The organism is Variovorax soli (genome assembly GCF_031454625.1).
Lineage (GTDB): Bacteria > Pseudomonadota > Gammaproteobacteria > Burkholderiales > Burkholderiaceae_C > Variovorax > Variovorax soli_A.
On record NZ_JAVDRF010000001.1, the window covers coordinates 301,395 to 325,451 of the forward strand.

The 24,057-nt window shown below is 66.8% G+C and carries 24 protein-coding genes and 1 pseudogene; 15 read left to right on the plus strand and 10 right to left on the minus strand.

From position 1 onward, the window contains the following. Window positions 1-109 precede the first annotated feature (109 nt). Entirely contained in the window at window positions 110-1,180 is a 1,071-nt protein-coding gene (locus J2739_RS01495; RefSeq protein WP_309897933.1) for a flavodoxin family protein, read from the plus strand. 135 nt (window positions 1,181-1,315) lie between these two features. Beyond that, on the plus strand, window positions 1,316-1,864 hold the full coding sequence (locus tag J2739_RS01500; RefSeq protein ID WP_309897934.1) for a Spy/CpxP family protein refolding chaperone: 549 nt from the start codon (window positions 1,316-1,318) through the stop codon (window positions 1,862-1,864). An 88-nt stretch (window positions 1,865-1,952) separates the two neighbouring features. Here J2739_RS01500 and J2739_RS01505 read toward each other — a convergent pair whose 3' ends face one another. Then, complete coding sequence (locus J2739_RS01505; RefSeq protein WP_309897935.1) at window positions 1,953-2,384, minus strand: serine/threonine protein kinase; 432 nt, start codon at window positions 2,382-2,384, stop codon at window positions 1,953-1,955. A gap of 262 nt (window positions 2,385-2,646) precedes the next feature. On the opposite strand from J2739_RS01505, the gene J2739_RS01510 reads away from it, so the two are divergent. Genes J2739_RS01510 through J2739_RS01525 form a run of 4 tightly spaced genes read left to right on the plus strand, consistent with a single transcriptional unit; the run spans window position 2,647 to window position 6,309 of the window. Then, window positions 2,647-3,375 (plus strand): endonuclease/exonuclease/phosphatase family protein, encoded by a 729-nt coding sequence (locus J2739_RS01510; protein WP_309898692.1) that lies wholly within the window; start codon window positions 2,647-2,649, stop codon window positions 3,373-3,375. A gap of 20 nt (window positions 3,376-3,395) precedes the next feature. Then, entirely contained in the window at window positions 3,396-4,625 is a 1,230-nt protein-coding gene (gene clsB, locus J2739_RS01515) for a cardiolipin synthase ClsB (RefSeq protein ID WP_309897936.1), read from the plus strand. Next, window positions 4,622-5,620, plus strand: coding sequence for a lysylphosphatidylglycerol synthase domain-containing protein (locus J2739_RS01520; protein ID WP_309897937.1), 999 nt, complete (start codon window positions 4,622-4,624; stop codon window positions 5,618-5,620). The genes clsB and J2739_RS01520 overlap by 4 nt, the downstream gene beginning before the upstream one ends. 5 nt (window positions 5,621-5,625) lie before the next feature. Then, entirely contained in the window at window positions 5,626-6,309 is a 684-nt protein-coding gene (locus J2739_RS01525; RefSeq protein WP_309897938.1) for a UdgX family uracil-DNA binding protein, read from the plus strand. Here the strand turns inward: J2739_RS01525 and J2739_RS01530 are convergent. After that, a complete protein-coding gene (locus tag J2739_RS01530; RefSeq protein ID WP_309897939.1) occupies window positions 6,297-6,869 on the minus strand; it encodes an acyloxyacyl hydrolase in 573 nt (190 codons plus the stop codon). The genes J2739_RS01525 and J2739_RS01530 overlap by 13 nt on opposite strands. Before the next feature lie 163 nt (window positions 6,870-7,032). On the opposite strand from J2739_RS01530, the gene J2739_RS01535 reads away from it, so the two are divergent. After that, complete coding sequence (locus J2739_RS01535; RefSeq protein WP_309897940.1) at window positions 7,033-7,539, plus strand: polyhydroxyalkanoate granule-associated phasin; 507 nt, start codon at window positions 7,033-7,035, stop codon at window positions 7,537-7,539. Window positions 7,540-7,572: 33 nt separating this feature from the next. On the opposite strand, the gene J2739_RS01540 is transcribed toward J2739_RS01535, so the two are convergent. The 7 genes from J2739_RS01540 to dnaA form a co-directional block, all read right to left on the minus strand. Then, window positions 7,573-8,763: a metallophosphoesterase gene (locus tag J2739_RS01540; RefSeq protein WP_309897941.1), complete on the minus strand. Its 1,191-nt coding sequence runs from the start codon at window positions 8,761-8,763 to the stop codon at window positions 7,573-7,575. 104 nt (window positions 8,764-8,867) lie between these two features. After that, window positions 8,868-9,188: a hypothetical protein gene (locus J2739_RS01545; RefSeq protein WP_309897942.1), complete on the minus strand. Its 321-nt coding sequence runs from the start codon at window positions 9,186-9,188 to the stop codon at window positions 8,868-8,870. After that, window positions 9,175-9,636, minus strand: coding sequence for a carboxypeptidase-like regulatory domain-containing protein (locus J2739_RS01550; protein WP_309897943.1), 462 nt, complete (start codon window positions 9,634-9,636; stop codon window positions 9,175-9,177). Before J2739_RS01550 ends, J2739_RS01545 begins: the two co-directional genes overlap by 14 nt. A 118-nt stretch (window positions 9,637-9,754) precedes the next feature. Then, window positions 9,755-10,252, minus strand: a complete 498-nt coding sequence (locus tag J2739_RS01555; protein WP_309897944.1) for a hypothetical protein — start codon at window positions 10,250-10,252, stop codon at window positions 9,755-9,757. Between the two features lie 208 nt (window positions 10,253-10,460). Beyond that, window positions 10,461-13,082, minus strand: a complete 2,622-nt coding sequence (gyrB, locus tag J2739_RS01560) for a DNA topoisomerase (ATP-hydrolyzing) subunit B (protein WP_405053803.1) — start codon at window positions 13,080-13,082, stop codon at window positions 10,461-10,463. Between the two features lie 101 nt (window positions 13,083-13,183). Continuing rightward, the gene (dnaN, locus tag J2739_RS01565; RefSeq protein WP_309897945.1) at window positions 13,184-14,290 is read right to left on the minus strand and encodes a DNA polymerase III subunit beta; all 1,107 of its coding nucleotides are present in this window, start codon (window positions 14,288-14,290) and stop codon (window positions 13,184-13,186) included. A 268-nt stretch (window positions 14,291-14,558) separates the two neighbouring features. Continuing rightward, complete coding sequence (dnaA, locus tag J2739_RS01570) at window positions 14,559-15,938, minus strand: chromosomal replication initiator protein DnaA (RefSeq protein WP_309897946.1); 1,380 nt, start codon at window positions 15,936-15,938, stop codon at window positions 14,559-14,561. A gap of 303 nt (window positions 15,939-16,241) precedes the next feature. Between dnaA and rpmH the strand changes: the two genes are divergently transcribed. From rpmH to J2739_RS01605, 8 genes and pseudogenes are all read left to right on the plus strand, one after another. Beyond that, the gene (gene rpmH, locus J2739_RS01575) at window positions 16,242-16,376 is read left to right on the plus strand and encodes a 50S ribosomal protein L34 (protein ID WP_007834827.1); all 135 of its coding nucleotides are present in this window, start codon (window positions 16,242-16,244) and stop codon (window positions 16,374-16,376) included. A gap of 73 nt (window positions 16,377-16,449) precedes the next feature. Then, window positions 16,450-16,845 carry a ribonuclease P protein component gene (locus tag J2739_RS01580; protein WP_309897947.1) on the plus strand — a complete coding sequence of 132 codons (396 nt, stop codon included), beginning with the start codon at window positions 16,450-16,452 and terminating at the stop codon, window positions 16,843-16,845. Next, window positions 16,842-17,129 carry a membrane protein insertion efficiency factor YidD gene (gene yidD, locus J2739_RS01585; protein ID WP_309897948.1) on the plus strand — a complete coding sequence of 96 codons (288 nt, stop codon included), beginning with the start codon at window positions 16,842-16,844 and terminating at the stop codon, window positions 17,127-17,129. Before J2739_RS01580 ends, yidD begins: the two co-directional genes overlap by 4 nt. Continuing rightward, entirely contained in the window at window positions 17,126-18,868 is a 1,743-nt protein-coding gene (yidC, locus tag J2739_RS01590; protein WP_309897949.1) for a membrane protein insertase YidC, read from the plus strand. The genes yidD and yidC overlap by 4 nt, the downstream gene beginning before the upstream one ends. A gap of 70 nt (window positions 18,869-18,938) precedes the next feature. Continuing rightward, window positions 18,939-20,345, plus strand: coding sequence for a tRNA uridine-5-carboxymethylaminomethyl(34) synthesis GTPase MnmE (mnmE, locus tag J2739_RS01595; protein WP_309897950.1), 1,407 nt, complete (start codon window positions 18,939-18,941; stop codon window positions 20,343-20,345). A 93-nt stretch (window positions 20,346-20,438) separates the two neighbouring features. Further along, window positions 20,439-20,906 carry a Crp/Fnr family transcriptional regulator gene (locus tag J2739_RS01600; RefSeq protein ID WP_309897951.1) on the plus strand — a complete coding sequence of 156 codons (468 nt, stop codon included), beginning with the start codon at window positions 20,439-20,441 and terminating at the stop codon, window positions 20,904-20,906. 78 nt (window positions 20,907-20,984) lie between these two features. Then, a pseudogene (locus tag J2739_RS27990) lies at window positions 20,985-21,056 on the plus strand (zinc-ribbon domain-containing protein); the annotation flags it as partial. 768 nt (window positions 21,057-21,824) lie between these two features. After that, window positions 21,825-21,995: a hypothetical protein gene (locus tag J2739_RS01605; protein ID WP_309897952.1), complete on the plus strand. Its 171-nt coding sequence runs from the start codon at window positions 21,825-21,827 to the stop codon at window positions 21,993-21,995. A gap of 21 nt (window positions 21,996-22,016) precedes the next feature. Here J2739_RS01605 and J2739_RS01610 read toward each other — a convergent pair whose 3' ends face one another. Next, window positions 22,017-24,002, minus strand: coding sequence for a monovalent cation:proton antiporter family protein (locus J2739_RS01610; protein ID WP_309897953.1), 1,986 nt, complete (start codon window positions 24,000-24,002; stop codon window positions 22,017-22,019). Window positions 24,003-24,057 lie beyond the last annotated feature (55 nt).

The following is a 24,057-nucleotide window of genomic DNA, read 5'->3' on the forward strand; positions in this document are numbered from 1 at the left end:
CGGTCGCAGCGTGTCGAGGGACTCGCACAGGAACTGTAGTCATGGGCCTACGGCAGCTTGCGCTCGTCCCGGCGACGGGCCCTGACCGTCCGCTGCGTAGATTTCCGAGATGACAGAAGTCCGCAAAGGCCAGGCGCCACCGCAGCTCGACCGCGCTCAGTTCCATGAACGCTTCATGCAGACCTATCGGGATCCGGCCTTTCGTGCCGAGTCGGAGGCGCTGGGGCGGATCGAGATCATCGCGTGGGAGGCCTACCAGCAAGGCCGCAAGGCCCCGGTGACGCGCAAGGCAGGCCCCGGCTACGCCGATCCGTCGTACGAACTGTCGGTCGACTGGCTCGAGGCGAAGGAAGGCATCGAGCGCGCGCAGGCCGCCTGGTCCAGACCCGAGACCCGGTCGCGCGTGCTGCTGATCAATGGTTCGCCGCGCAACGACGGCACCTGTCCGGGCGAGATGTCGAAGAGCTTCCGCCTGATGCAGCTGTCTCGCGAAGTGCTCGAGCAGCAGCAGATCGAGTGCGACGTGCTGGACCTCAGCCTGCTGACCTCCGACTACGGGCGCCACATCCATCCCTGCAAGGGCTGCGTCTCCACGGCCATGCCCCTGTGCCACTGGCCCTGCAGCTGCTACCCCAACCACGCACTGCGGCAGACCGGCGACTGGATGAACGAGATCTACGCACGCTGGGTCGCGGCCCACGGCGTGATCGTCTTCACGCCGGTCCACTGGTACCAGGCCACCAGCCCGCTCAAGCTGATGGCCGACCGCTTGGTCTGCGCCGACGGCGGCAATCCCGACCCCACCTCCACCCACGGCAAGAAAGCGGACGAGGCCAAGGCCATCGAGCTCAAGGGCTGGGGCTACCCCAAGCACCTCGCGGGGCGCGCCTATGGCCTGGTGGTGCATGGCGATGTCGGCGGGGTTGAGAGCCTGCGGCGCAACCTCAGCGACTGGCTGGACTGGATGGGCCTGATCGACGCCGGCGCCCAGGCGCGGTTGGACCGCTATCTCGGCTATTACGGCCCGTACGCCACCAGCCACGATGCGCTCGACGAGGACACCGGACTGCAGGAAGAGGTGCGCAACGTCGCGCGCGCGGTTGCCCGCGCGGTGGCCGCGCTGCGCGCCGGCCGGCTCGAGCCGCCGGATGCCGGCCTCAAGCCGCCGCGGCCCAAGTAGCGCCCGGGGCCGACACGGCCTGACATTTTTCTTTACACCCGCCTCACGCACGCTCGACGGCGGCGACACAGAGCGCTTCCACACTTGCCTCACCTGCCGCCGTGCCGGCAGGCTTCTTCGAAAGGAAGCACTCTCATGATCTCGTCTCGTCAGAAAAAGCTCATGGCCGGCCTGGTCGCCTCGGCCGCCTTCGCCTGCAGCACCGGCTTCGCGCAAGGCAACCCGCCCTCGACGACCGGCCCCGCCGCCGCCGCAGCAGCACAGGCAGCCCCGGCCGACGCCAAGCCCTCGCGCCCGCATGCAGACCGTGCCCAGCGCATCGAGCGCATGCAGGCCCGGCACGCCGAACGGATGGCTGCGCTCAAGCAGAAGCTGCAACTCGACCCCAGCCAGGAAGGCGCCTGGAACAGCTTCACGGCCGCGCAGCAGCGGCCGGCAGGCCAGGCCCGCATGGACCGCGCCGAGTTCGCCAAGCTGACGACGCCGCAGCGCCTTGAGCACATCCAGGCGCGCCAGGCCGAGCGCAGCGCGCGCTTCGCCCAACGCGCGGAAGCCACGCGCAGCTTCTATGCGACGCTCTCGCCGGCGCAGCAAAAGACCTTCGATGCGGAAACCGCGCACTTCGGCCATCGCGGCGAGCACGGCCATCCGCACCACGGCCAGCGCGAGCCCGCCAAGAGCTGAACGCGGCCGGCGCACGAAAAAGCCCGCATCGCTGCGGGCTTCTTCTTGTGCTCGATACGCGGTCAGGCCACGCTCATCGAGGCGTTCCTCATTGAGGCGTTCCAGTCCGGTCGCTCGGGTTGGTCGGCACTTCCGGCCGCTCGCCTCTTTCACCGAAGTGCGGCTTCATCTTGCGCGCTTCCATGCTCACCTCCGTGCGCGTCTGGTCGCCCGTGGGCGGCGGCATCGCATTGGGTTGGCTGTTCACCACGGTCGTCGCCTCGCCCTTGGGCACGGCGTTGTTGATGTTGTTGCGGTTGTGGGCGCGCGCCTCGGCCTTCACGGCCTCGCGAGAGGCGGGCGCGGTGCCATCGGGCCGCTGGGTGGCGTTGGCCACCCCGCCCGGTACGCTCTTGGTGCTGGCTTGCCCGCCCTTCGCCGGGTCGGACTGCGCCGGGACACTGGTGGTCTGGCCGAAACTGGCGCTCGCCAAGCCCATCAGGCCGGTGAGCACCGCACTTGCAATCAAGGCTCTCTTCATGATGATGTCCCCTTCCAGGTTCAATGCGAAGCAAACGGTGAGCCCCTTGTTCGAGCTCTGAATCCACCGTAGGAAGGCCCCGCCGCACCAGGTGTGGGGATCGGGCAGCCCCGACTGTAGGAACCGGCCGCTGCCTCACGAAGGCGGGCGAAGAAGGTGGCAAGCTCCTACAGCGACAGGCCGCACCTCGGCTTACAACCCGCATGTGAAGCCCTTCAACCCCGCTGTAGGCACGGCGGCCACGCCCTCCTCGCTCAAGGTCATGACGGTGAACACCCACAAGGGCTTCACCGCGCTCAATCGCAAGTTCATCCTGCCGGAGCTGCGCGACGCGGTGCGCACGGTGGGCGCCGACGTCGTGTTCCTGCAGGAGGTCCTGGGCACCCACTCGCGCCATTCGCGCAGGATCGACAACTGGCCCGAGGCGCCGCACTACGAATTCCTGGCCGACACCATGTGGCCGCAGTTCGCCTATGGCCGCAACGCGGTCTATCCGAGGGGCCATCACGGCAACGCGGTGCTGTCGAAGTTTCCGATCATCCATTTCAAGAACCACGATGTGTCGATCGTCGGTCCGGAAAAGCGCGGGCTGCTGCACTGCGTGCTTCGTTTGCCCGGCCGCCCGGTCGACGTGCACGCGATCTGCGCACACCTGGGCCTGGCCGAGAACCATCGGCTGCAGCAGCTCGAGCTCCTGTGCAACATCGTGCGCGACGAAGTGCCGGCCGATGCGCCGCTGATCGTGGCCGGCGACTTCAACGACTGGCGCGGGCGCGCGCATGACATCCTCGCGCAGGGCGCGGCCCTGCGCGAAGTCTTCGTGCATGCCAACGGCAGCGCCGCGAGGACGTTCCCCTCACGCTTCCCGCTGCTGCCGCTGGATCGCATCTACGTGCGCAACGCGGGCGTGCACGCGCCGGTCGTGCTCCCGCGCAAGCCCTGGTCGCACCTCTCGGACCACGCGCCGCTGGTGGCGGAAATCGAGCTCTGACGGCAAACGGGAGCCTTGCCATGGCCCAGCGCTGGACAGCCGGCAACCGCGTCGAACTGCTTGAGAACGGGGAGCAGTTCTTTCCGCGCGTCTTCGAGGCCGTCCGCACAGCCGAACGCGAAGTGATCATCGAGACCTTCATCCTGTTCGAGGACAAGGTCGGTCTCGCGCTGCACGAGGCGATGTGCGCGGCCGCGCGGCGCGGCGTGAAGGTCGACCTGATGATCGACGGCTTCGGCTCGCCCAACCTGTCCGATGCCTTCATCGAAGGCCTGGGCGAGGCCGGCGTGCGGGTGCGCGTGTTCGACCCCGGCCGCCGGCTTCTCGGGCAGCGGCTCAATCTCTTCCGGCGCATGCACCGCAAGCTCACGGTGATCGATGGCCGGCTGGCCTTCGTGGGCGGCATCAACTTCTCCGCCGACCACCTGATGGACTTCGGGCCCAAGGCCAAGCAGGACTATGCCGTCGAGCTCGAGGGACCCATCGTGTCGGAGATTCACCGCTTCGTGCTGCACGCGATCGCCGTCGGCAACAAGGGCCCGGGTTGGTTCCGGCGCCGACTCAAGGCCGCACCGCCCGTGGACCAGGCAGCCGCGGCGGGGGAGGCCGAGGTGCAATTCGTCACGCGCGACAACCGCCGCCACACCAACGACATCGAGCGCCACTACCTCGCCGCCATCCGAACCGCCCGCCGGCGCATCGTGATCGCCAATGCCTACTTCTTCCCGGGCTACCGCCTCATCAAGGCGCTGCGGCGCGCGGCGCGGCGCGGCGTGGAGGTGAACCTGATCCTGCAGGGAGAGCCGGACATGCCGATCGTCAAGGTCGGCGCCAGCATGCTCTACCACCACCTGCTGCATGCCGGCGTGTGCATCCACGAGTACTGCCGGCGCCCGCTGCACGGCAAGGTTGCGCTGGTGGACGATCGCTGGAGCACCGTGGGCTCCAGCAACCTCGATCCGCTGAGCCTCTCGCTCAACCTCGAGGCCAACGTGATCGTGCGCGATGCCGCGTTCGCCGCGCGGCTGGGCGAGCGGCTGGAGCATCTGATGCAGCACGAGTGCAAGAAGATCGACGTGGCCGAACTCAGCGAGTGGAGCGCCTGGCGCCTGGTGCGCAGCTTCTTCGTTTTTCACCTGCTGCGCTGGTATCCCTCCTGGGTCGCCTGGCTGCCGCGCCATGCGCCGCGCCTCCATCCGCTGGTCGACCAGGGCCCGCATGGCGGCGCGGCACGAACGGACAACGCATGAGCGGCCTCCCCACCTTGCACGACAGCGCGCCGCCGCGTCGCGCGGCCCGGCACGCGTGGTGGACCTGGCTCAAGCGCATCGCGGCCTGGGGCTTCTTCGGCCTCGTGGCCTGGCTGCTGGTGCGCCAGGCTCGCACCATCGACTGGGGCAATGTGCTGCAGGCAGTGCGCGAGATCCCGCTGCCCGCGCTCCTCGCCGCCCTGCTGCTGGCCGCCTGCAGCTACGCGATCTACAGCACCTACGACCTGCTGGGTCGCCATATGACCCGCCATCGCCTCGGCACCCGCACGGTCATGGGCATCACCTTCATCAGCTATGCCTTCAACCTCAACCTCGGCTCGTTGATCGGCGGCGTCGCCTTCCGCTATCGGCTCTATTCGCGGCATGGCCTGGGCAACCTCACGACCACGCGCGTGCTGGGCTTCAGCATGCTGACCAACTGGCTCGGCTACCTGGTGGTGGGCGGCATCGCCTTCTTCTTCTGGCCGCTGCCGCTGCCGCCCGAATGGAAGATCGAGGAGAGCGGCGCGCGCATTCTCGGCGCCACCCTGCTGGTGCTGGCGCTCGCCTACCTGATCCTGTGCGCGGTGGCCCGGGAGCACGTCTGGGAGCTCCGCGGGCACGAACTGCAGACGCCGGCACTCGGCATGGCGCTGCTGCAGCTGGTGATCTCCTGCGTCAACTGGGCGCTGATCGGCGGCGTGATCTGGTTCTTGCTCCAGCGGCAGTTGCCATACCCACAGGTGCTCGCGGTGCTGCTGGTCGCCGCCGTGGCAGGCGTGATCACCCACGTGCCGGCCGGCCTGGGCGTGCTCGAAGCGGTGTTCGTCGCGCTGCTGTCGCACCTGGTGCCGACGGACCGACTGCTCGGCGCGCTGCTGGCCTATCGCGCCATCTACTACCTGCTGCCGTTGTGCATCGCGTCCGCTGCCTATTTCCTGACCGAGGTGCGTGTGCGGCAGCGCCGGCGCCGCGATACCCCCGGCAGGCGCTGATGCGGATGAGCAGCCCGACATCGACGGAGCTAGCCATGCCGGATTCCCCACGATCGCCCGAACTGCCCGAGGATCCCGAACGGGCGCTGGAAGCGTTGCGCCAGGCCACGAACCGCTGCCGCGAATGCCCGATCGGGGAGCACGCCACGCAATCGGTCTTCGGAGAAGGGCGGGTGGGCGCGGCGGTCATGGTGGTTGGCGAGCAACCCGGCAACCAGGAGGACTTGCAAGGCCGGCCTTTCGTGGGGCCGTCCGGCCAACTGTTCGACCAGGCGGTGGCGGACCTCGGCTGGTCGCGCGACCGGCTCTACGTGACGAACGCCGTCAAGCACTTCAAGTTCGAGCTGCGCGGCAAGCGGCGCATGCACAAGACGCCGGCCCAGCGCGAGATCGCCGCGTGCCTGCACTGGCTCGAAAGCGAGATCGCGCAGGTGCGCCCCAAAGCCCTCATCGCCCTCGGGGCCACGGCTTCGCGCGCCCTGCTCGGGCGGCCGGTGGCGGTGATGCGCGAGCGCGGCCATTGGCACACCGACGCGCGGGGCCTGCCGGTGCTGGTCACGCTGCATCCGTCGGCGCTGCTGAGGGGCGATCCGGCAGAGCGCGAATTGGCCTATGCAGCGTGGCTGAAAGACCTTGCGGTCGCCGGCGAGTACCTGGCCCCGCGCAAGCGCCCCGCTCAGAAGCGGTAGAGGTAGCGCACCATGTAGAAGTTTTCGCCGGGGTTCGGCTTCTTGATGCCCCCGTTCGAGAAATGCTGGATCCGCAGCGAAAGCTCATGCCCCCCGCGCTCGCCGAAGCTGCGGCCGATGCCCAACTGCTCCGTGAACTGGAACCGGGTGCTGAAGCGGCGGTCAGGCGACTCGTAGCGGTCGTTCATCTGCGTTCCGCCGAGGCCCGCATCGAAGAACCAGGGCGAGGCGCCCTCATCGAAACGAAAGCGCCAACCTGCGATGGCGCCCAGTTGCAAGTAGTTGCGATGGCTTTGGCGATCGGCGGTTGGCGCCTGCCACTGGCTCAGAGACAGCTCCGCATAGGGCGTGACGCGGGTGCCCCAAAGCAGGTGCTGCGCACCCCATGGCAGGACCGCGCCGATCGTCAGCGACCGGGTGTGGGTGTCTCTGTGCGGCGCGCGGCCGGCACCGGCGTAGAAGGCGGGATTGCCATCCTCGAAGGCGGAGGCGGCGAGAGAGAGCGACAAGAGTCCCGCACCCAGCAGAACCTTGGCGCAGGACGATTTCTTATTGGGCATTCGATGGGCCTGCGACGAAACGACCGGCGACTACCACCAGCGCCTGACGGCGCCCGGACCTTGGCAACTCGCCGATACACAAAAAAGGGAATCTTCGCTCAAAACCTGCTGCGCTACCGCGAAATCGTTCGATGAGCCTATAGTCATCAAACTACCCATTCGTATGACGTTCATGCCGCCCGCCCTCTACTCCCCCCGTTTCTTCAATCCTTTCATGCTGTGGGTCGACGTGGCCTTCAAGACGCAGGAGATGCTCCTCTACTCCAGCTCCGTGATCCAGCTGCGCACCGGTCGCATGGCCAGGGCCGGGCTCGCGCCCAGCGACGCGGACCTTGCCGAGATGCAGCTCATGGGCCACGAGAAGCTCGCGGCGGCCACCGAGTCTGGTGCCGCGATCGCCAACCAGCTGCACAGCACCCAGTTTGCCCTGGTGAGCCGCGCCGTGCGGCAGTGGCTGGGCGGCGCCGTCGCGCTGGTCTCGCTCGCCACCAGCACCACGCCGGCGCAGATCGCAACGCACGGCCTGGCGCTCACCAAAGCTGCCGCACGCTCGGCCGCCACGCTGAGCCAGCTGTCGAGCGCCGGCGCGCGCATCGCGCAGCGTGGACTGAAGCCGATCCACGCGAAGGCGAGCGCCAATGCCCTGCGCCTCGCCGGCCCACGGGCCTGAGCGCGCACGCCATCCGGCCCGCTCTGCAGCCCGTCAGAGCCGCTCCGGCACCAGCCTCAGCAGCGTGATCTCGGATGGCGCACCGAAGCGCTTGGGCGGCCCCCAGTAGCCGGTGCCGCGGCTGGTGTAGACCCACATCTCGCGCAACCGGTGCAGCCCGGCGGTGAAGGGCTGCTGCAGCGGCACGAACAGGTTCCATGGAAAGAACTGGCCGCCGTGCGTATGGCCCGAGAGCTGCAGCTGGTAGCCCGCCTCCGCAGCGGCCGGCGCGCTGCGCGGCTGGTGCGCCAACAGCAGCCGGGTGCGCACCAGCGGCGGCGCGTCTTGCAGCGCACGCTGCGGATCGCTGGCATGGGCGGCGTCGAAGTGCACCGCGGTGTAGTCGGTGACGCCGGCGACCACCAGGGCGCTGTCGAGCATCTCCTCTTCGGTCTGCGCACCCTTCACGTTGCGCGTCTGCAGCACCACGTGCTCGTTGAGCAGCACCCGCAAGCCCAGGCGCCGCAGTTCGGCGATCCAGGCGTGGGCGCCGGCGTAGTACTCGTGATTACCGGTCACCACGAAGGTGCCGTGACGCGCGCGCAGGCCGGCCAGCGGCGCCACATGCTCGCGCAGCTCGGACACCGTGCCATCGACCAGGTCGCCGGTGATTGCCACCATGTCGGCGCCCAGCCGATTGACCGCGTCGACGATGCGCTGGAGATAACCACGGCGGATGGTCGGGCCGACGTGGATGTCGCTGAGCTGGGCGATGGTGAAGCCCTCGAGGCTCGCAGGGAGGCCGCGGATCGGCACGTCGACGCGCACCACGCTGGCAGTGCGCCGGGCATTGAAGAAGCCGATCAGCGTGACCAGCGTCGAGACCAGTGCGACCGCCGCGGCGCTCCAGGACTGCGCAGCCGCGCTGTCGATCGACGCGCCACCGACGCCGGCGAGCGCCCAGGCCAGCAGCAGGCCTGCATCGCGAACCAGCGTGAGCACGAAGATCGAGGAGAACCAGCCCATGCTCAGCAGCCCCAGCCATTTCCAGCCATGGGCCGGTCCCCCACGCCGGGCACCGGCGCGCGCACCGATGAAGGGCAGCGGCATGGTGGCGGCCGACAGCAACAGCGCTGCCAGGAGCAGCGGCCAGCCACCGGTGAGTGTCGCCAGCGCAGGCAGGAGCCGCAGGCCCGTGTAGACATGCAGCAGCGTGACGAGGAGTGTGAGGAGACGTAGCGGCATCGAGGCCTTGCACGGAAACAGAGCGCGAACGGTGCATGTGGGCGCTTGCAGCACCGCATTCAAGGCGCGTGCCAGCGAAAAGTAACGGGTCCGCGCCGCTTCAGTCAGTCGATCGCGAAGGCGATGGCCACCGCGCCCAGCGTCAGGATGGCGAGGCCGGCCAGAAACAGCAGTTCGGCACGGCGCTCGTGGCGCGGCCCCTGGCGGCGCGAGCGCATCGAGGCGAAGGAAAGCACTGCGCTCGCCAGGAAGACCAGGGCGTCGATCGCCAGCAGCTTGTCGATCAGCACGCCCGAACCGCCGTTGCGGCGCAACCGGCCGATCGAGAGCACCGTCATGCACACCCCGACCATGGTGGCCGAGGTCGGAAGGATATGGGCCGAGAGGCCCCGAAGCTCCTCGAGCTGCGGCTCACGAATGCGCACTGACGTCGGTGCCGGCCGGCCACAGGAAGAGCGTATGGGTCGGGCTCCCGGCGTGGATTTCGACCGTCTGCTTCAAGGTGCTGCCGGCCAGCGTGGCCTCGACCTCATAGCGGCCGGGGTCCAGACGCGCCACCATGAAGGGACCTTCCGCGTTCACGTGCGACAGCACGGTGCGGCCGGCGGCATCCCGCACCGTGACGGAGACATCGGCCGCGAAATCGGAGCGGGTGCCGTCCTTGATGGCGAACTCGAAGGTGGCCGGCCAGCGCGGCGCCACGGTCCGCATGAGCGCGGCTTCGTCACTGCTGATGCCACCGCTCATGTACTCGACGCCATTGGCCATGTGGATCGGTGGGTTGTAGGCCGCATGCGCCGAAAGCGCGCCGATAAACGATGCACCGCCAAATGCGAGGGCGGCCAGCGGCCGCCAGAAACGGGTTGCGTTCATAGCCATGTCCTTGCTCGAATGAGGAAGCGGAGACGAAGCGTTTCGCCCCACGGCCGGACTATGGGAGGCCAGACTTAGAAGAAGCTGAATTTCTGCCGCGCCCCGCCGTGGGCGAGCCTCAATCGCTGGTGCGCGCTGCCGCCTGCTGCTCCGCCCGGTGCGGGCCGCCAGCATTGGCGAAATCGACGTTGGAGGGCCACACGAAGACGGCTCGCGAGGCGACACCGTTGAACACGGTCAGCGGCTGACTCAGCGTCACCCCGGCCAGGGTGGCCTCGACCTCGTAGGCGCCCGGATCGAGCCGCGCCACCATGAACGGCGCGCCTGCGACGGCTTCCATGATCGGGCGGCCGGTGTAGCGCTCGCGCACCACCACCGTCACGTCGTCCGGCACCTCGTTAGGTTTGGCCCTGTTGACCGAGAACTCCAGGGTCGCGGCCCAGCGTGGCGACACCATGCGCATGAACGCCGCCTCGGCGCTGCTCTTGCCGCCGCACATGTACTCGATGCCCTGGGCGATCTGGATCGGCGGGTTCGACGGCAGGGCCTGTGCCGATGTCCATGCGCCAAGGAAGACCCATGCCGCCAGGGGCCACCCGATCCGGTTCGGTTTCATGCTGCTGTCCTCGCTCCAGTAAAACGGCGCCAATCGGCCGAAATTCTTACTTAGCAAGAGTCGGGCGAGGTATAGCGTTTACACGCAGTGCGCCTGCAAAGCGCGTCGGCGGCAGGCACTTTCTGGCGGTTCTCGCGAGGATCTTTTTCCGGACGGCGCCCCCTGGAGCGGTCGGGCACGCCGAGGAGGGTCCGGCCGGCCGGCGTGGCTACACGTCGATGTTCGCTGCCCGCAACGCGTTCTGCTCGATGAACTCGCGCCGTGGCTCGACCTCGTCCCCCATCAACATGGTGAAGACGCGGTCGGCCTCGATCGCGTCGTCGATCTGCACCTTGAGAAGGCGCCGCACGTTGGGGTCCATGGTGGTTTCCCACAGCTGCTCGGGGTTCATCTCGCCGAGGCCCTTGTAGCGCTGCCGCGAGGTGACGTTCTCGGCCTGGCCGATCAGCCAGCGCATGGCTTCGCGGAAATCGCCCACCTTCTCTTCCTTGGCCTTCTCGCCCTCGCCGCGGCGCACCACCGAGCCCTCGCCCAGCAGATCGCGGAAGGTCTTGGCGGCTTCGGCCAGCGCGGCGTAGTCGGCGCCGTGCACGAAGTCCTGCGTGATCACGCTGCTCTTGATGTTGCCGTGGTGGCGCCGGCTGATGCGCAGCAAGGGTTTGTCGGTGCGCACGTCGAACTCGCTGGCCACTTCAGCCGGCACGCCGGTGACGTTGAGTTCCCGCAGCTTGGCCTGCAGCGCCACGGCCGAGGCCTCGGCACCCGGGGTGGTGTCCAAGTCGAGCGCCACGCCGTCGGCGATGGCACGCAGCGCCTCGGCATCGAGGAAGTTGCCCAGGCGCGCGATCACGGCTTCGGCCAGCTGATGCTTGCGCGCCAGCTCAGCCAAGGTCTCGCCGCTGAGCGTCGTCGGCTGGTTGCCGCCGGTGCGGATGCTGGCGTCCTTGAGCGCCACCTTCAGCAGAAAGGCGTCGAGTGCGGGACCATCCTTGAGGTATTGCTCCTCCTTGCCGACCTTCACCTTGTAGAGCGGCGGCTGCGCGATGTAGATGTGGCCGCGCTCGACCAGCTCCGGCATCTGCCGATAGAAGAAGGTCAGCAGCAGCGTGCGGATGTGGGCACCGTCGACGTCGGCGTCGGTCATGATGATGATGCGGTGGTAGCGCAGCTTGGCGACGTTGAAGTCGTCGGCGCCGCCGCCCGCGGTGGTCGCGCCCGCCCGGCCGATGCCGGTGCCCAGCGCCGTGATCATGGTCAGGATTTCATTGCTGGTGAGCAGCTTCTCGTAGCGCGCCTTTTCCACGTTCAGGATCTTGCCGCGCAGCGGCAGGATGGCCTGGAACTTCCGGTCGCGGCCCTGCTTGGCCGAGCCGCCGGCGGAATCGCCCTCCACCAGGTAGACCTCGCACAAGGCCGGGTCCTTCTCCTGGCAGTCGGCCAGCTTGCCGGGCAGGCCCATGCCGTCGAGCACGCCCTTGCGGCGCGTCATCTCGCGCGCCTTGCGTGCCGCCTCGCGCGCACGCGCGGCCTCGACGATCTTGCCGCAGATGATCTTGGCGTCGTTGGGCCGCTCCTGCAGGTAGTCGCCGAGCAGCCGCCCGACGATGTCTTCGACAGGCGCACGCACCTCGCTGGACACCAGCTTGTCCTTGGTCTGGCTGGAGAACTTGGGCTCGGGGACCTTCACGCTGAGCACGCAGCACAGGCCCTCGCGCATGTCGTCGCCGGTCACCTCGACCTTGGCCTTCTTGGCCAGTTCGTTTTCTTCGATGTACTTGTTGATCACCCGCGTCATCGCGGCACGCAGGCCGGTGAGATGGGTGCCACCGTCACGCTGTGGGATGTTATTGGTGAAGCACAGCACTTGCTCGTTGTAGCCGCTGTTCCACTGCATCGCCACCTCGACGCCGATGTGCGTGCCGGGGATGCCGCCGTAGGTGTCGGCAGGCCGCTCGCCGGCGGCGTAGAACACGTTGGGATGCAGGACCGTCTTGCCCTTGTTGATGAACTCGACGAAGCCCTTGACGCCGCCCGCCCCGGAGAAGTCGTCCTCCTTGCCGGTGCGCTCATCCAGCAGCCGGATGCGCACGCCGTTGTTGAGGAAGCTCAGCTCGCGCAGCCGCTTGCTGAGGATCTCGTAATGGAAGTCGGCGTTCTCCTTGAAGATCTCGGTGTCGGGCAGGAAGTGCACCTCGGTGCCGCGCTTCTCCGTGTCGCCCGTGACCTTCATCGGCGACACCTCGACGCCGTTCACACGCTCGACGATGCGGTTCTGCACGAAGCCCCGGCTGAACTCGAGCACGTGCACCTTGCCCTCGCGCCGCACGGTCAGGCGCAGCATCTTGCTCAACGCGTTCACGCAGCTGACGCCCACGCCGTGCAGGCCGCCCGAGACCTTGTAGCTGTTCTGGTTGAACTTGCCGCCCGCATGCAGCTCGGTCAGCGCGATCTCGGCGGCCGAGCGCTTGGGCTCGTGCTTGTCGTCCATCTTGACGCCCGTCGGGATGCCGCGGCCGTTGTCGACCACCGAGATCGAGTTGTCGGTGTGGATGGTCACGACGATGTCGTCGCAATAGCCCGCCAGCGCTTCATCGATCGAGTTGTCGACCACCTCGAACACCAGGTGGTGCAGGCCCGTGCCGTCGGAGGTATCGCCGATGTACATGCCGGGACGCTTGCGCACGGCCTCCAGGCCCTCGAGGATCGTGATGGAGCCTTCACCGTACGCGTCCGCGGCGGATGGAGTGACTTCGATCGGGATCGCGCTCTCGATCTCGGGGGTGTAGACCGGCTCGGTGTGCGGCGTTTCCGGCTTGGTGTCTTCGCTCATCAGGATCTTTCTCTCTCTCGGGGACCAGAAATTGTTCGTCTCTTGAAAGACCAAGCCCGCGGAATGCCGCGGGCGGTCTCGTCACTCCCTGCCGAACACCGTCAGATGCGCATCGGCATGACGACGTACTTGAAGGAAGCGTTGTCGGGGATCGTCATCAGCACCGAGCTGTTGGAATCAGCGAGGTCCAGCTTCACCATGTCCTGGCCCATGTTGGCCAGTGCGTCGATCAGGTACCCGACGTTGAAGCCGATCTCGATGGCATCACCGCCGTAGTCGATGTCGAGCTCGTCCTGGGCTTCTTCCTGCTCCGCGTTGTTGGAGGCGATGCGCAGCGTGCCGGGCTCGATGTTGAGGCGTACGCCCTTGAACTTCTCGCTGGTCAGGATGGCGGTGCGCTGCAGGCTGGCCAGCAGCGGCGCACGGCCCAGCGTCACCGAGTTCTTGTGATTCTTGGGGATCACGCGGTTGTAATCGGGGAACTTGCCTTCGACCAGCTTGGTGACGAACTCCATGCCCTCGAAGGCGAACTTGGCCTGGTTGTTGGCGAACTGCATTTCAATCGCGCCTTCGGCATCGGACAGCAGGCGCTGCATTTCGAGCACGGTCTTGCGCGGCAGGATCACCTCCTGGCGAGGCACCTCGACGTCCAGCATGGCGGAAGCAAAGGCCAGGCGGTGGCCATCGGTGGCCACGAGGCTCAGTTGCTTGCCCTCGGCCACGAACAGGATGCCGTTGAGGTAGTAGCGGATGTCGTGCACCGCCATCGCGAACGAGACCTGGCTGAGCAGATCCTTCAGGGTTTTCTGCGGCACGCTGAACACGGGACCGAAGTTGGCCGCTTCCTGCACCAGCGGGAAGTCCTCGGCCGGCAGCGACTGCAGCGTGAAACGGCTCTTGCCGCCCTTGAGGACCAGCTTGTTGGCACTGGACTCCAGGCTCACCGTCTGATCGGCCGGCATGGTGCGCAGGATGTCGATCAGCTTGCGTGCGCCCACGGTGGTGGTGAAGTTGCCGTCGTCACCGCCGAGCTCGGCATGGGTGCGGATCTGGATCTCCAGGTCGCTCGTCGTCAGCTGCAGGCGCGACCCCGCCTTGCGGATCAGCACGTTGGCGAGGATCGGCAGCGTGTGGCGCCGTTCCACGATCCCCGCCACCGATTGCAGGGCGGCAAGGACTTTGTCTTGTGTAGCCTTCAAAACGATCATGACTTACCTCTTCCTTTATTTCTTTAATTCAAATTAGTAGTAGTAGATAAGGGACGCGCCCCGCTGTGGACAGGCCGATTTTCCGCTTTGGCGACAGGCACTTGCCGTTGCTGGCCGGCTGTGTGCAGGCGTGCTCTCGTGCTGTCGCGCCAAGGCGCACAACTTTCGGCATCGCGGCTGCGCTGTGGACAACACCTTGCTTGTGCCGGAACTTTCCCCAGAGTTGTCCTTTGACACGGCTTCGTGAATCTGCGATGACAAGCATGCATCAGCCCTTGAGGGTTTGTTCCAGCACGTGCAGCTGCTGGTTGAGCTCGGTGAGCTGCTGGCGCTCGCCGGAGATCTTGCGCACCGCGTGCAGCACCGTCGTGTGGTCCCGGCCGCCGAACAGCTCCCCGATCTCGGGCAGGCTCTTCTGGGTCAGCTCCTTGGCGAGGTACATCGCGATCTGGCGCGGGCGCGCGATCGAGGCCGGCCGCTTCTTCGAGTACATGTCGGCGACCTTGATCTTGTAGTAGTCCGCCACCGTCTTCTGGATGTTCTCGACCGAGATCTGCCGGTTCTGGATCGACAGCAGGTCGCGCAGCGCCTCCCGCGCCAGGGCGATCGAGATCTCCTTCTGATTGAAGCGCGAGTAGGCGAGGATCTTGCGCAGGGCACCTTCGAGTTCGCGCACGTTGGAACGCACGTTCTTGGCGACGAAGAAGGCCACTTCCTCCGGCATCTCCGCGTTCTCGGCGCGTGCCTTGTTGATCAGGATCGCCACGCGCATTTCGAGTTCGGGCGGCTCGATGGCTACCGTGAGCCCTGAATCGAAGCGCGACACCAGCCGCTCGTGGATGTCCGCCAGGCCCTTCGGATAGGTGTCGCTGGTCATGACGATGTGCGACTTCTTGGCCAGCAGGGCCTCGAAGGCGTTGAAGAATTCTTCCTGCGTCCGATCCTTGTTGGCGAAGAACTGGACGTCATCGATCAAGAGCAGATCGAGCGAGTGGTAGCGTTCCTTGAACTCGTCGAAGGTCTTGCGCTGATAAGCCTTGACCACATCCGATACGAATTGCTCCGCGTGGATGTAGAGAACTTTGGCGTCGGGGCGGTCCGACAGCAGCCGGTTACCCACCGCATGCATCAAGTGGGTCTTGCCCAGGCCGACGCCGCCATAGATGAACAAGGGGTTGTACAGATGGCCCGGTGTGCTGGCCACGTGCATCGCAGCGGCACGCGCCATCCGGTTGGCTGTACCCTCGACCAGGGTCTCGAAGGTCAGGCCGGAGTTGAGCCGGTTCTTGAAAGCGCCGCCAGGCAAATCCTCCCCCGGGCCGGCCACGTCGCGTGGCACGTCGGTCTCGACGGCGATCGCCATCGATACAGGCCTGGTAACGATTTCCCGAGGAGCAAGCGCTAACTCGATGATCACCGGCTGACCATAGAGCTTCTCAGCCATGGCGGCGATCTTGCCCGCGTACTGGGCGCGGATCCAGTCCAGCTTGAAGCGATTGGCCACGAAGACCGTGACCCGCGAAAGATCATCCGCAACCCTGGCGGTCAGCGGCTTGATCCAGGTATTGAACTGCTGTTCCGACAGTTCCTGCGCGAGTTGGTCGACGCAGGCTTGCCAGAGGCTGTCGCCGATGCCTTCACTCGGCATGGGGGGGCGGAAAGGTGAAGTGTCCCTCGGTCATTTCTCGTTCTGCTTGTGGATAGTCGCCCCTGGGATGGGTCGATGATTCTAACTTGTCAAAACCTTATCCACATGGTTTTCGGATGGGCGGAAACCGCTTCCAGGCACTGGCGCATTGTTGCGGCGCCGAATGTTTGCGATAATCGCGGGTTTCCCTGAAAACCTCTTTGCGTGTTTCGGGGTATTCAGCCGACTTGGCGTCGATTTGGCGTCAGGCACGGCAGCAGAACCCGACAAGCGCCGCTTTGCGGGTCCACCAGGAAAACCATCATGAAACGCACCTACCAAGCATCCAAAGTCCGCCGCGCCCGTACCCACGGTTTCCTGGTCCGCATGAAGACTCGCGGCGGCCGCGCCGTGATCAACGCACGCCGCGCCAAGGGCCGCAAGCGCCTCGCCGTCTAAGGCGCCGTCGGACCCGTTGCCAGTCGTATCGCTGCCGCCGCTCTTGCCTGCCGGCGCCTTGCGATTGGCTTCCATGCAGCGGCTCAAGACCCGCGCGCAATTCCAGGCCGTCCTCGCAGGTGCTACCGTGGCGCGCACCACCCATTTCGCCTTGCACCGTTGCGCGCTCGACGCGCACCCCGGTGCCACGCCGTTGTTCGCCACGCAGGACGTTTGGGTCGGCGCAATGGTGCCGAAGCGCTGGGCGCGCCGGGCCGTGACCCGCAATGCCATCAAGCGCCAGATCTACCGCATGAGTTCGGCCGCCCAAGCCTCATTGGCGCCCGCTGCACACGTGGTTCGGCTGCGCGCGGGCTTCGACCGCAAGGAATTCGAAAGCGCGAGTTCCGACAAACTCAAGACGGCCGTCCGTGCCGAACTCCAGCAATTGCTGGAACGAGCCGCCGCTGCTGCAGCGCGGGCACCATGAAAGCCCTGCTGATCGGCCTGGTGACGGCCTACCGCCTGCTGCTGAGCCCCTGGCTCGGCCAGGCTTGCCGCTTCGAGCCCACCTGCTCGGTCTACGCCATCGAGGCGCTCGAGCGCCATGGGGCGGCGGCCGGCAGCTATCTCACCCTGCGCCGTCTTGCCCGCTGCCAGCCCTGGTGCCAGGGCGGCCATGATCCCGTTCCCCCCAGGAAGAAGCGCGGCGCCCATGATGCGGGCGCGCTGTTCTCCTCCCTCTTCTCCGACGACAAGAAGTCTTCTTCATGAACGATATTCGCCGCACCATCCTGTGGGTGATTTTTGGTTTCTCGCTGGTGCTGCTGTGGGACCAATGGCAGGTTTACAACGGTCACAAGCCGACCTTCCTTCCATCCACCAAGGCGGTCGCTCCGGCGAATGCGCCTGTCGCGCCGACGTCGAGCGCCAGCGGTGTTCCGGACCCTGCCGCAAGTCCCTCCTCTGGCTCGGTGCCGGCACAGGGGGCACCGACCGTTGCGGGCGAGAAGGTGACGGTTTCCACCGACGTCTTCAAGGCAGTCCTGGATGCTCAAGGCGGCACGCTTTCACAGTTGCAGTTGCTCCAGTACGTCGATCAGACCAATACCAACGGGCTTGTCGAACATGTCCGTCGGCTTTTCGGCTACCCGGTTGCGCAGAACGAGACCCATCCCGTGACATTGATGGAGGACGGTTCGCCTGCAACACGCTATGTGGCACAGACCGGCCTTCTCAATCCGGTGGACACCGGCGAGCGATTCCCCAACCACCTGAGCCCGATGACTGCTCGAAGCGGTCCGCGAGAACTGGCCCCAGGCCAGAACACGCTGGAAGTGGCGTTCGAGTCGCAACCCGTCGGCGGCCTGAAATACGTCAAGACCTATGTGTTCACGCGTGGCGACTACTCGATCCGGGTCAAGCACCAGATCGTCAACGTGAGCGATCAGCCGCGCGATGCCCAGCTCTACCTGCAACTGGTGCGTCATGGAACCGTGGCTGCCGGCACGATGTTCGGCACCAACACCTTCACGGGGCCGGCGCTCTTTACCGAAGAAAAGAAGTTCCACAAGATTGCCTTCACCGACATCACGAAGAACAAGGCTGAACTTCCGCCGCCTGCCGACAACGGATGGGTCGCGATGGTCCAGCACTACTTCGTGTCGGCCTGGTTGCTGAACGTGCCAGGCGGCGACAAGCTCAAGCGGGAGTTCCGCGCAGCCGATCTCGGCAACAATCTCTACTCGGTCGCGATGGTGCTGCACTTGCCGAAGCTGGCACCGGGCGCAACGGAAACCATCGACAGCAATCTGTTCGCCGGCCCAGAGGAAGAGAAGAAGCTCGAGGCGCTCGCCCCCGGGCTCGACCTGGTCAAGGATTACGGGATCTTCGCGATCATTTCCAAGCCCCTGTACTGGCTTCTCAACCAACTGCACGGCATCCTCGGGAACTGGGGCTGGGCCATCGTTGCGCTCGTGGTGCTGTTGAAGGCAGCCTTCTACTGGCTCAACGCCAAGGCGTACGCCAGCATGGCGAAGATGAAGGCCATCAACCCGAAGGTGATGGAGATGCGCGAGCGGCTCAAGGACAAGCCGCAGGAGATGCAGCAGGAGATGATGCGCATCTACCGCGAGGAAAAGGTCAACCCGATGGGCGGCTGCTTCCCGATCGTGATCCAGATCCCGGTGTTCATCGCGCTCTACTGGGTGCTCCTGTCCTCGGTCGAAATGCGCCATGCGCCCTGGGTCGGCTGGATCCACGACTTGTCGGCGCCCGACCCGTGGTTCATTCTTCCCGTCGTGATGACGGCGACTTCGCTGTTCCAGACCTGGCTCAACCCGACGCCGCCGGACCCGATGCAGGCCAAGCTGATGTGGATCATGCCCCTGGCCTTCAGCGTGATGTTCATCTTCTTCCCGGCCGGCCTGGTGCTGTACTGGATCACGAACAACGTGCTGTCGATCGCGCAGCAGTGGTTCATCAACAAGCGCCTTGGCGTGATCGGCAAATAGCGCCGCCGACGCATCCGTCTCGAGCAAGGGCCGCAGAATGCGGCCCTTCTCGTTGAAGCATCATTCCCTCATGCTGGCGCGCACCACTGACCCCATCGTTGCCATCGCCACGGCGTCCGGCCGCGGCGCGGTCGGAATCGTGCGCGTGTCAGGCGCGCGGCTGGCGCCCCTGATTTCAGTGATCTGCGGGCGCAGCCTCAAGCCGCGCGAGGCCAGCTACTTGCCCTTTCGCGATGCTGGCGGCGAGGCCATCGATCATGGCCTGGCCATCCACTTCCCGGCACCGCATTCGTATACCGGCGAGGACGTGCTCGAACTGCAGGCGCACGGTGGGCCGGTCGTGCTCCAGCTGCTGCTGGCTCGATGTCTGGAGGCCGCTGTCGAGAGCGACGCCTCGACCGGCCAGCCCCGGCTGCCCGGCCTGCGCGTGGCTCAGCCGGGGGAGTTCAGCCAGCGCGCCTTCCTCAACGGCAAGATCGACCTGGCCCAGGCGGAGGCCATCGCCGACCTGATCGACGCCAGCACCGAGGCGGCGGCGCGCAGCGCCGGGCGCTCGCTGTCCGGTGCCTTCTCCCAGGAGATCCACACGCTGCGCGACGCCTTGATCCATCTGCGCATGCTGGTCGAGGCAACGCTGGATTTCCCGGAGGAGGAGATCGACTTCCTGCAAAAGGCCGATGCCGAAGGCCAGCTCGCCACTCTGCAGGCGCAGCTCGGTGCGGTCCAACAGCGTGCGCGCCAGGGCGCGCTGCTGCGCGAAGGCATCAAGGTGGTGATCGCCGGCCAGCCGAATGCGGGCAAGAGCTCGCTGCTCAACGCGCTGGCCGGGGCCGAGCTTGCCATCGTGAGCCCGATCCCGGGCACGACGCGCGACGTGGTGTCGCAGACCATCCAGATTCAGGGCGTGCCCCTGCACGTCGTCGACACCGCCGGCTTGCGCGAAAGCACGGACCTGGTGGAGCAGATCGGCGTCGCGCGCGCATGGGGACAGATCGAAGGAGCCGACGCCGTGCTGTTTCTGCACGATCTGACGCGCTCTGCCGGCACCGACTACGCACAGGCCGATGCCGACATCCTGCGGCTCCTGAGCGAGAAGCTGCCCGCCGGCGTGCCTGTGCTCGACCTCTGGAGCAAGCAGGATGCAGCCCCGTCCACCGGACCGGTCACCGGCATGAGCCTGTCCGCCAAGACTGGCTTCGGGATCGAGGCGCTGCGCCAGCGCTTGCTCGAGGTGGCCGGCTGGCAGGCGGTGCCGGAAGGGGTTTACCTGGCCCGGGCGCGCCATGTGCAGGCGCTGTCGCGCGTCGGGGAGCACCTGATTCTGGCGGCCGAGCACCTGGCCGCTCGTGCGCAGTCCCTGGATCTGCTGGCGGAAGAACTGCGCCTGGCACAGAACGCGCTCAATGAAATCACCGGCGAGTTCGGCGCCGATGACCTGCTGGGCGTGATTTTTTCCCGTTTTTGTATCGGAAAGTAGACAGAAAGAGTTAGTAGATGTGACTTCTGTCACCGCAATCCGACGCAATCATCGATACTGCGCTCGGCACGCAGTACAGCAGGATGGATCAACATGTCATCGAGCATCCAGGAACTTTGCCGCGCCGTGGCGCAGAACACCAGCTACGACGCGTTCGCTCCGGCCTTCAATGTGCAGCAGTGGGAGATGCTCGCGGGCTACCTGCAGCCTTATGACCTCAACGCAGGGCAAGTGCTGATCGACCAAGGCGCCCATGACCGCACGCTCTTCTTTATCGAGCGCGGCGCGCTCAGCGTGCACCTGATCGGCAGCCAGGGGCAGATGCGCTTGGCGATCCTCAATCCCGGCTCGGTGGTGGGCGAAGGCGCCTTCTTCTCGCGGCTCCCGCGTTCGGCCAACGTGGTGGCCACGGGCGCCGCGCGTGTCTGGCGGCTCACGGCCATCCGCTTTGCCGAGATGTCGAACCGCCAGCCTGCCCTGGCCCTTGAACTCTCGATGGCCTTGGGCGCCGTGATTGCGAAGAGAATGGTCAACAAGCCCAAGCGCGTGGCGGTGACCTGAAGCTCCCGGCTCGAGCGCGTGGACCAGACCTTCCTGCGCTGCTTGGAGGGTGATTCATCAGCTTCAGGGGCTTCCAAGATGACTGTGGAGTGTGCGTCCTGCGGGTCGCAGAATCGCGACAGCGCGAAATTCTGCAAGGGCTGCGGCCATCGGCTGGCGCCCGTTGCCGCGAACGAGCGGGTCGCGCCTGCCCAATGGCCGATCACGGAGCGCCTGCCGCTGCCTGAGCCGTCCGCGAGCAAGCCTTTCTCCGCGGCCGACGAGCGAACCGTGGTGATCGGCCGGTCGTCGGGCTCGCCCGCTTCGCCGTCGCCGCCGTCAGCTGCTCGCCAAGCACCGGTCGCACCGCCGCCGGCCGCCGTTCAAGCGCCCGAGGTGACAACGCGGGCCGCCGGCCTCTCCAATTCGCTGCCCTCGCGCCGATCCAAGGTGCCCCGGGCCGTGCTGGCCTTGCTGCTCCTTGTGCTCGCGGCGGGCGGTTGGTATGTCCAGAGTCGGCGTACTGCCACCGTGCCGGCTGCGGACCAGACACTTGCGGCAACGCAGCCGGCCGCCGTGGCGCCGCCCGTCCCCACGACCGAAGCCCCAGCCCCAGCCTCCGCCCCAGAACCGGTGCCGCCTGCCCCTGGCGCGCCGGCACCTGCTGAGGTGCCTGCCCCAACCGCGCCCCTTACGCCTGAGGTGCCCGCACCAGCCCCGCAGACAACCGCCATTGCCGACCCGCCCCCGGCCACCCCACGTCCCCGCGAGGCCGAAGCCCCGCCCAAGCATGCGGTTGCGGCAGCGACGAAGTCGACGGCCGCCACAGCACCCAAGCCGCGAAAGGCCTCCCCCGTCGCGCCAGCCGTGCCGGTGCCGGTACCCCCGCCTGCGCCGCCACCTGTGGCGGTCGTCGGCACGGCGCCAGCGGCGCCTGTCGTGCCGCCCAGCCCCGAGGCGGCCTGTGCGGGCCAGGGCTTCTTCGGCCGTGCGCGCTGCATGGTCGCGCAATGCGCCAAGCCCGAGCTCAGGGCACATGCCCAGTGCGACGCGGTGCGGCGCCAGCAGCAGACCGACGAGGAGAAGCGCAACCCCGCCCTCGCCAACTGAGGCGCGTCTTGCGGGGCGACCTCAGCCCTTGTGCAACTGCTCGATGGCGAGGGCGAGTGCGCCAGGTTTGCCCGACAGCACCAGGGTGTCCCCGTCAGCCAGCACAAGGTCGTCGCTCACCGTCTCAGCCTTGCCGTTGTGCCGGCGCAGGCCCACCACCCGCACGCCCACCGCCTCGAGCGTCTGCTGGTCCAGCGGTCGGCCCACCGCCTGTGCGTCGCCGGTGAGCGTGATGCTGTTGAGCCGCTCGTGGTCGAGCTCATCGGCGTTGTCGTCGTCGGCACCGTGGAAGTAGCCGCGCAGGAGGTTGTAGCGGGCGTCGCGCTGGTCCTGCACCACGCGGATCACGCGCCGCATCGGTACCCCGACCAGCGCCAAGGCGTGGCTGGCGAGCATCAGGGAGCCCTCGATCGCTTCCGGCACCACTTCGGTCGCGCCGGCGGCCTGCAGCTTCTCCAGCTCGCGGTCGTCCTTGGTGCGCACGATCACCGGCACCTGCGGCGCATGGGCCCTCGTGTTGGCCAGCACCTTGAGCGCCCCGGGGCTGTCGAGGTAAGTCACGACCACCGCGCTGGCGCGGGCCAGGCCGGCCGCCATCAGCGCCTGCAGCCGCGCCGCGTCGCCGAACACCACCGAGTCGCCTGCCGCGGCCGCCTGGTGCACACGATCGGGGTCCAGGTCGAGCGCCAGGTAGGGGATGCCCTCGCGTTCGAGAATGCGCGCCAGGTTCTGCCCGCAGCGTCCGTAGCCGCAGATGATCACGTGCTGGGCGGTGTTGATGGTCTTTCGCGCGATCGAGGTCATCTGCAGCGACTGCTGCAGCCAGTCGCTGGCCACCAGCTTGCGCACGATGCGGTCGCTGTACAGGATGATGAAGGGTGTCGCCAGCATCGACAGCACCATCGAGGCAAGCACCGGGTTCGCGAGCCAGGACGGCAACAGCTCCCGCCCTTGCGCGAGGGTCAGCAGCACGAAGCCGAACTCCCCCGCTTGGGCCAGGTACAGCCCGGTGCGCAGCGACACGCCGGCCGTGGCGCCCAGCAAGCGCGCCAGCAGCGTGACCAGCACCAGTTTGAAGGTGAGCGGGAGCAGCAGCAGGACCCCGACCAGGGCCCAGCGCTGGACCACGATGTGCCAGTCGAGCGACATCCCGATGGAGATGAAGAAAAGTCCCAGCAGCAGGTCGTGGAACGGCCGGATGTCCGTCTCCACCTGGTGCTTGAACTCGGTTTCGGAGACCAGCATTCCGGCCACGAAGGCCCCGAGCGCCAGACTCAGCCCCGCCAGTTCTGTCAGCCAGGCCAGTCCCAGCGTGACGAGCAGCAGGTTGAGCATGAAGAGCTCTTCGCTTCGCCGGCGTGCGACCAGGGTCAGCCACCAGCGCATGACGCGCGGCCCCCCATAGAGCAGCACCGCCACCAGGAAGCTGGCCTTCAGCCAGGCGATGGCCAGCGCCTTCAGCATGGCCTCGGGCGGAGCGCCCAGCGCCGGGATCAAGACCAGCAAGGGCACCACGGCAAGGTCCTGGAACAACAGCACGCCCATCACCCGCTTGCCGTGCTCGCTCTCCAGCTCCAGCCGTTCGGCCATCAGCTTCACCACGATCGCGGTGCTGCTCATGGTGAGCGCCCCGGAGAGCGCCAGCGCCGTCTGCCAGCCCAGCTGCCAGTCGGGTGGCAGCCACGAGGCGAGCAGCAGCCCGCCCAATGTCGCGATCGCCATGGTCAGCATGACCTGCAGCAGCCCCAGGCCGAATACATGCTTGCGCATCGCGCGCAGCTTGGGCAGGCTGAATTCCAGCCCGATCACGAACATGAGGAAGACCACGCCGAATTCGCCCAGGTGCCGGATGCCCTCGGCGTCCTCGGCCAAGGCCAGCGCGTGCGGTCCGATGAGCACGCCCGCTCCCAGATACCCCAGCATCGGCGGCAGGCGCAGGAAGCGGCAGGCCACCACGCCGACCACTGCCGCGAGCAGGTACATCAGCGTGAGATCGAAGGAGGACATGGTCCGATGCTACTGAATGGAACCTCCATCGCGGGCGTTCATTGGCCTGCCTCCG

Excerpts from the sequence above, each read along its gene's own strand:
- J2739_RS01495 (WP_309897933.1), top strand. The coding sequence starts at position 110 with ATGACAGAAGTCCGCAAAGGCCAGGCGCCACCGCAGCTCGACCGCGCT.
- J2739_RS01500 (WP_309897934.1), top strand. The coding sequence starts at position 1,316 with ATGATCTCGTCTCGTCAGAAAAAGCTCATGGCCGGCCTGGTCGCCTCG.
- J2739_RS01505 (WP_309897935.1), bottom strand. The coding sequence starts at position 2,384 with ATGAAGAGAGCCTTGATTGCAAGTGCGGTGCTCACCGGCCTGATGGGC.
- J2739_RS01510 (WP_309898692.1), top strand. The coding sequence starts at position 2,647 with ATGACGGTGAACACCCACAAGGGCTTCACCGCGCTCAATCGCAAGTTC.
- clsB (WP_309897936.1), top strand. The coding sequence starts at position 3,396 with ATGGCCCAGCGCTGGACAGCCGGCAACCGCGTCGAACTGCTTGAGAAC.
- J2739_RS01520 (WP_309897937.1), top strand. The coding sequence starts at position 4,622 with ATGAGCGGCCTCCCCACCTTGCACGACAGCGCGCCGCCGCGTCGCGCG.
- J2739_RS01525 (WP_309897938.1), top strand. The coding sequence starts at position 5,626 with ATGAGCAGCCCGACATCGACGGAGCTAGCCATGCCGGATTCCCCACGA.
- J2739_RS01530 (WP_309897939.1), bottom strand. The coding sequence starts at position 6,869 with ATGCCCAATAAGAAATCGTCCTGCGCCAAGGTTCTGCTGGGTGCGGGA.
- J2739_RS01535 (WP_309897940.1), top strand. The coding sequence starts at position 7,033 with ATGACGTTCATGCCGCCCGCCCTCTACTCCCCCCGTTTCTTCAATCCT.
- J2739_RS01540 (WP_309897941.1), bottom strand. The coding sequence starts at position 8,763 with ATGCCGCTACGTCTCCTCACACTCCTCGTCACGCTGCTGCATGTCTAC.
- J2739_RS01550 (WP_309897943.1), bottom strand. The coding sequence starts at position 9,636 with ATGAACGCAACCCGTTTCTGGCGGCCGCTGGCCGCCCTCGCATTTGGC.
- J2739_RS01555 (WP_309897944.1), bottom strand. The coding sequence starts at position 10,252 with ATGAAACCGAACCGGATCGGGTGGCCCCTGGCGGCATGGGTCTTCCTT.
- gyrB (WP_405053803.1), bottom strand. The coding sequence starts at position 13,082 with ATGAGCGAAGACACCAAGCCGGAAACGCCGCACACCGAGCCGGTCTAC.
- dnaN (WP_309897945.1), bottom strand. The coding sequence starts at position 14,290 with ATGATCGTTTTGAAGGCTACACAAGACAAAGTCCTTGCCGCCCTGCAA.
- dnaA (WP_309897946.1), bottom strand. The coding sequence starts at position 15,938 with ATGCCGAGTGAAGGCATCGGCGACAGCCTCTGGCAAGCCTGCGTCGAC.
- rpmH (WP_007834827.1), top strand. The coding sequence starts at position 16,242 with ATGAAACGCACCTACCAAGCATCCAAAGTCCGCCGCGCCCGTACCCAC.
- J2739_RS01580 (WP_309897947.1), top strand. The coding sequence starts at position 16,450 with ATGCAGCGGCTCAAGACCCGCGCGCAATTCCAGGCCGTCCTCGCAGGT.
- yidD (WP_309897948.1), top strand. The coding sequence starts at position 16,842 with ATGAAAGCCCTGCTGATCGGCCTGGTGACGGCCTACCGCCTGCTGCTG.
- yidC (WP_309897949.1), top strand. The coding sequence starts at position 17,126 with ATGAACGATATTCGCCGCACCATCCTGTGGGTGATTTTTGGTTTCTCG.
- mnmE (WP_309897950.1), top strand. The coding sequence starts at position 18,939 with ATGCTGGCGCGCACCACTGACCCCATCGTTGCCATCGCCACGGCGTCC.
- J2739_RS01600 (WP_309897951.1), top strand. The coding sequence starts at position 20,439 with ATGTCATCGAGCATCCAGGAACTTTGCCGCGCCGTGGCGCAGAACACC.
- J2739_RS01610 (WP_309897953.1), bottom strand. The coding sequence starts at position 24,002 with ATGTCCTCCTTCGATCTCACGCTGATGTACCTGCTCGCGGCAGTGGTC.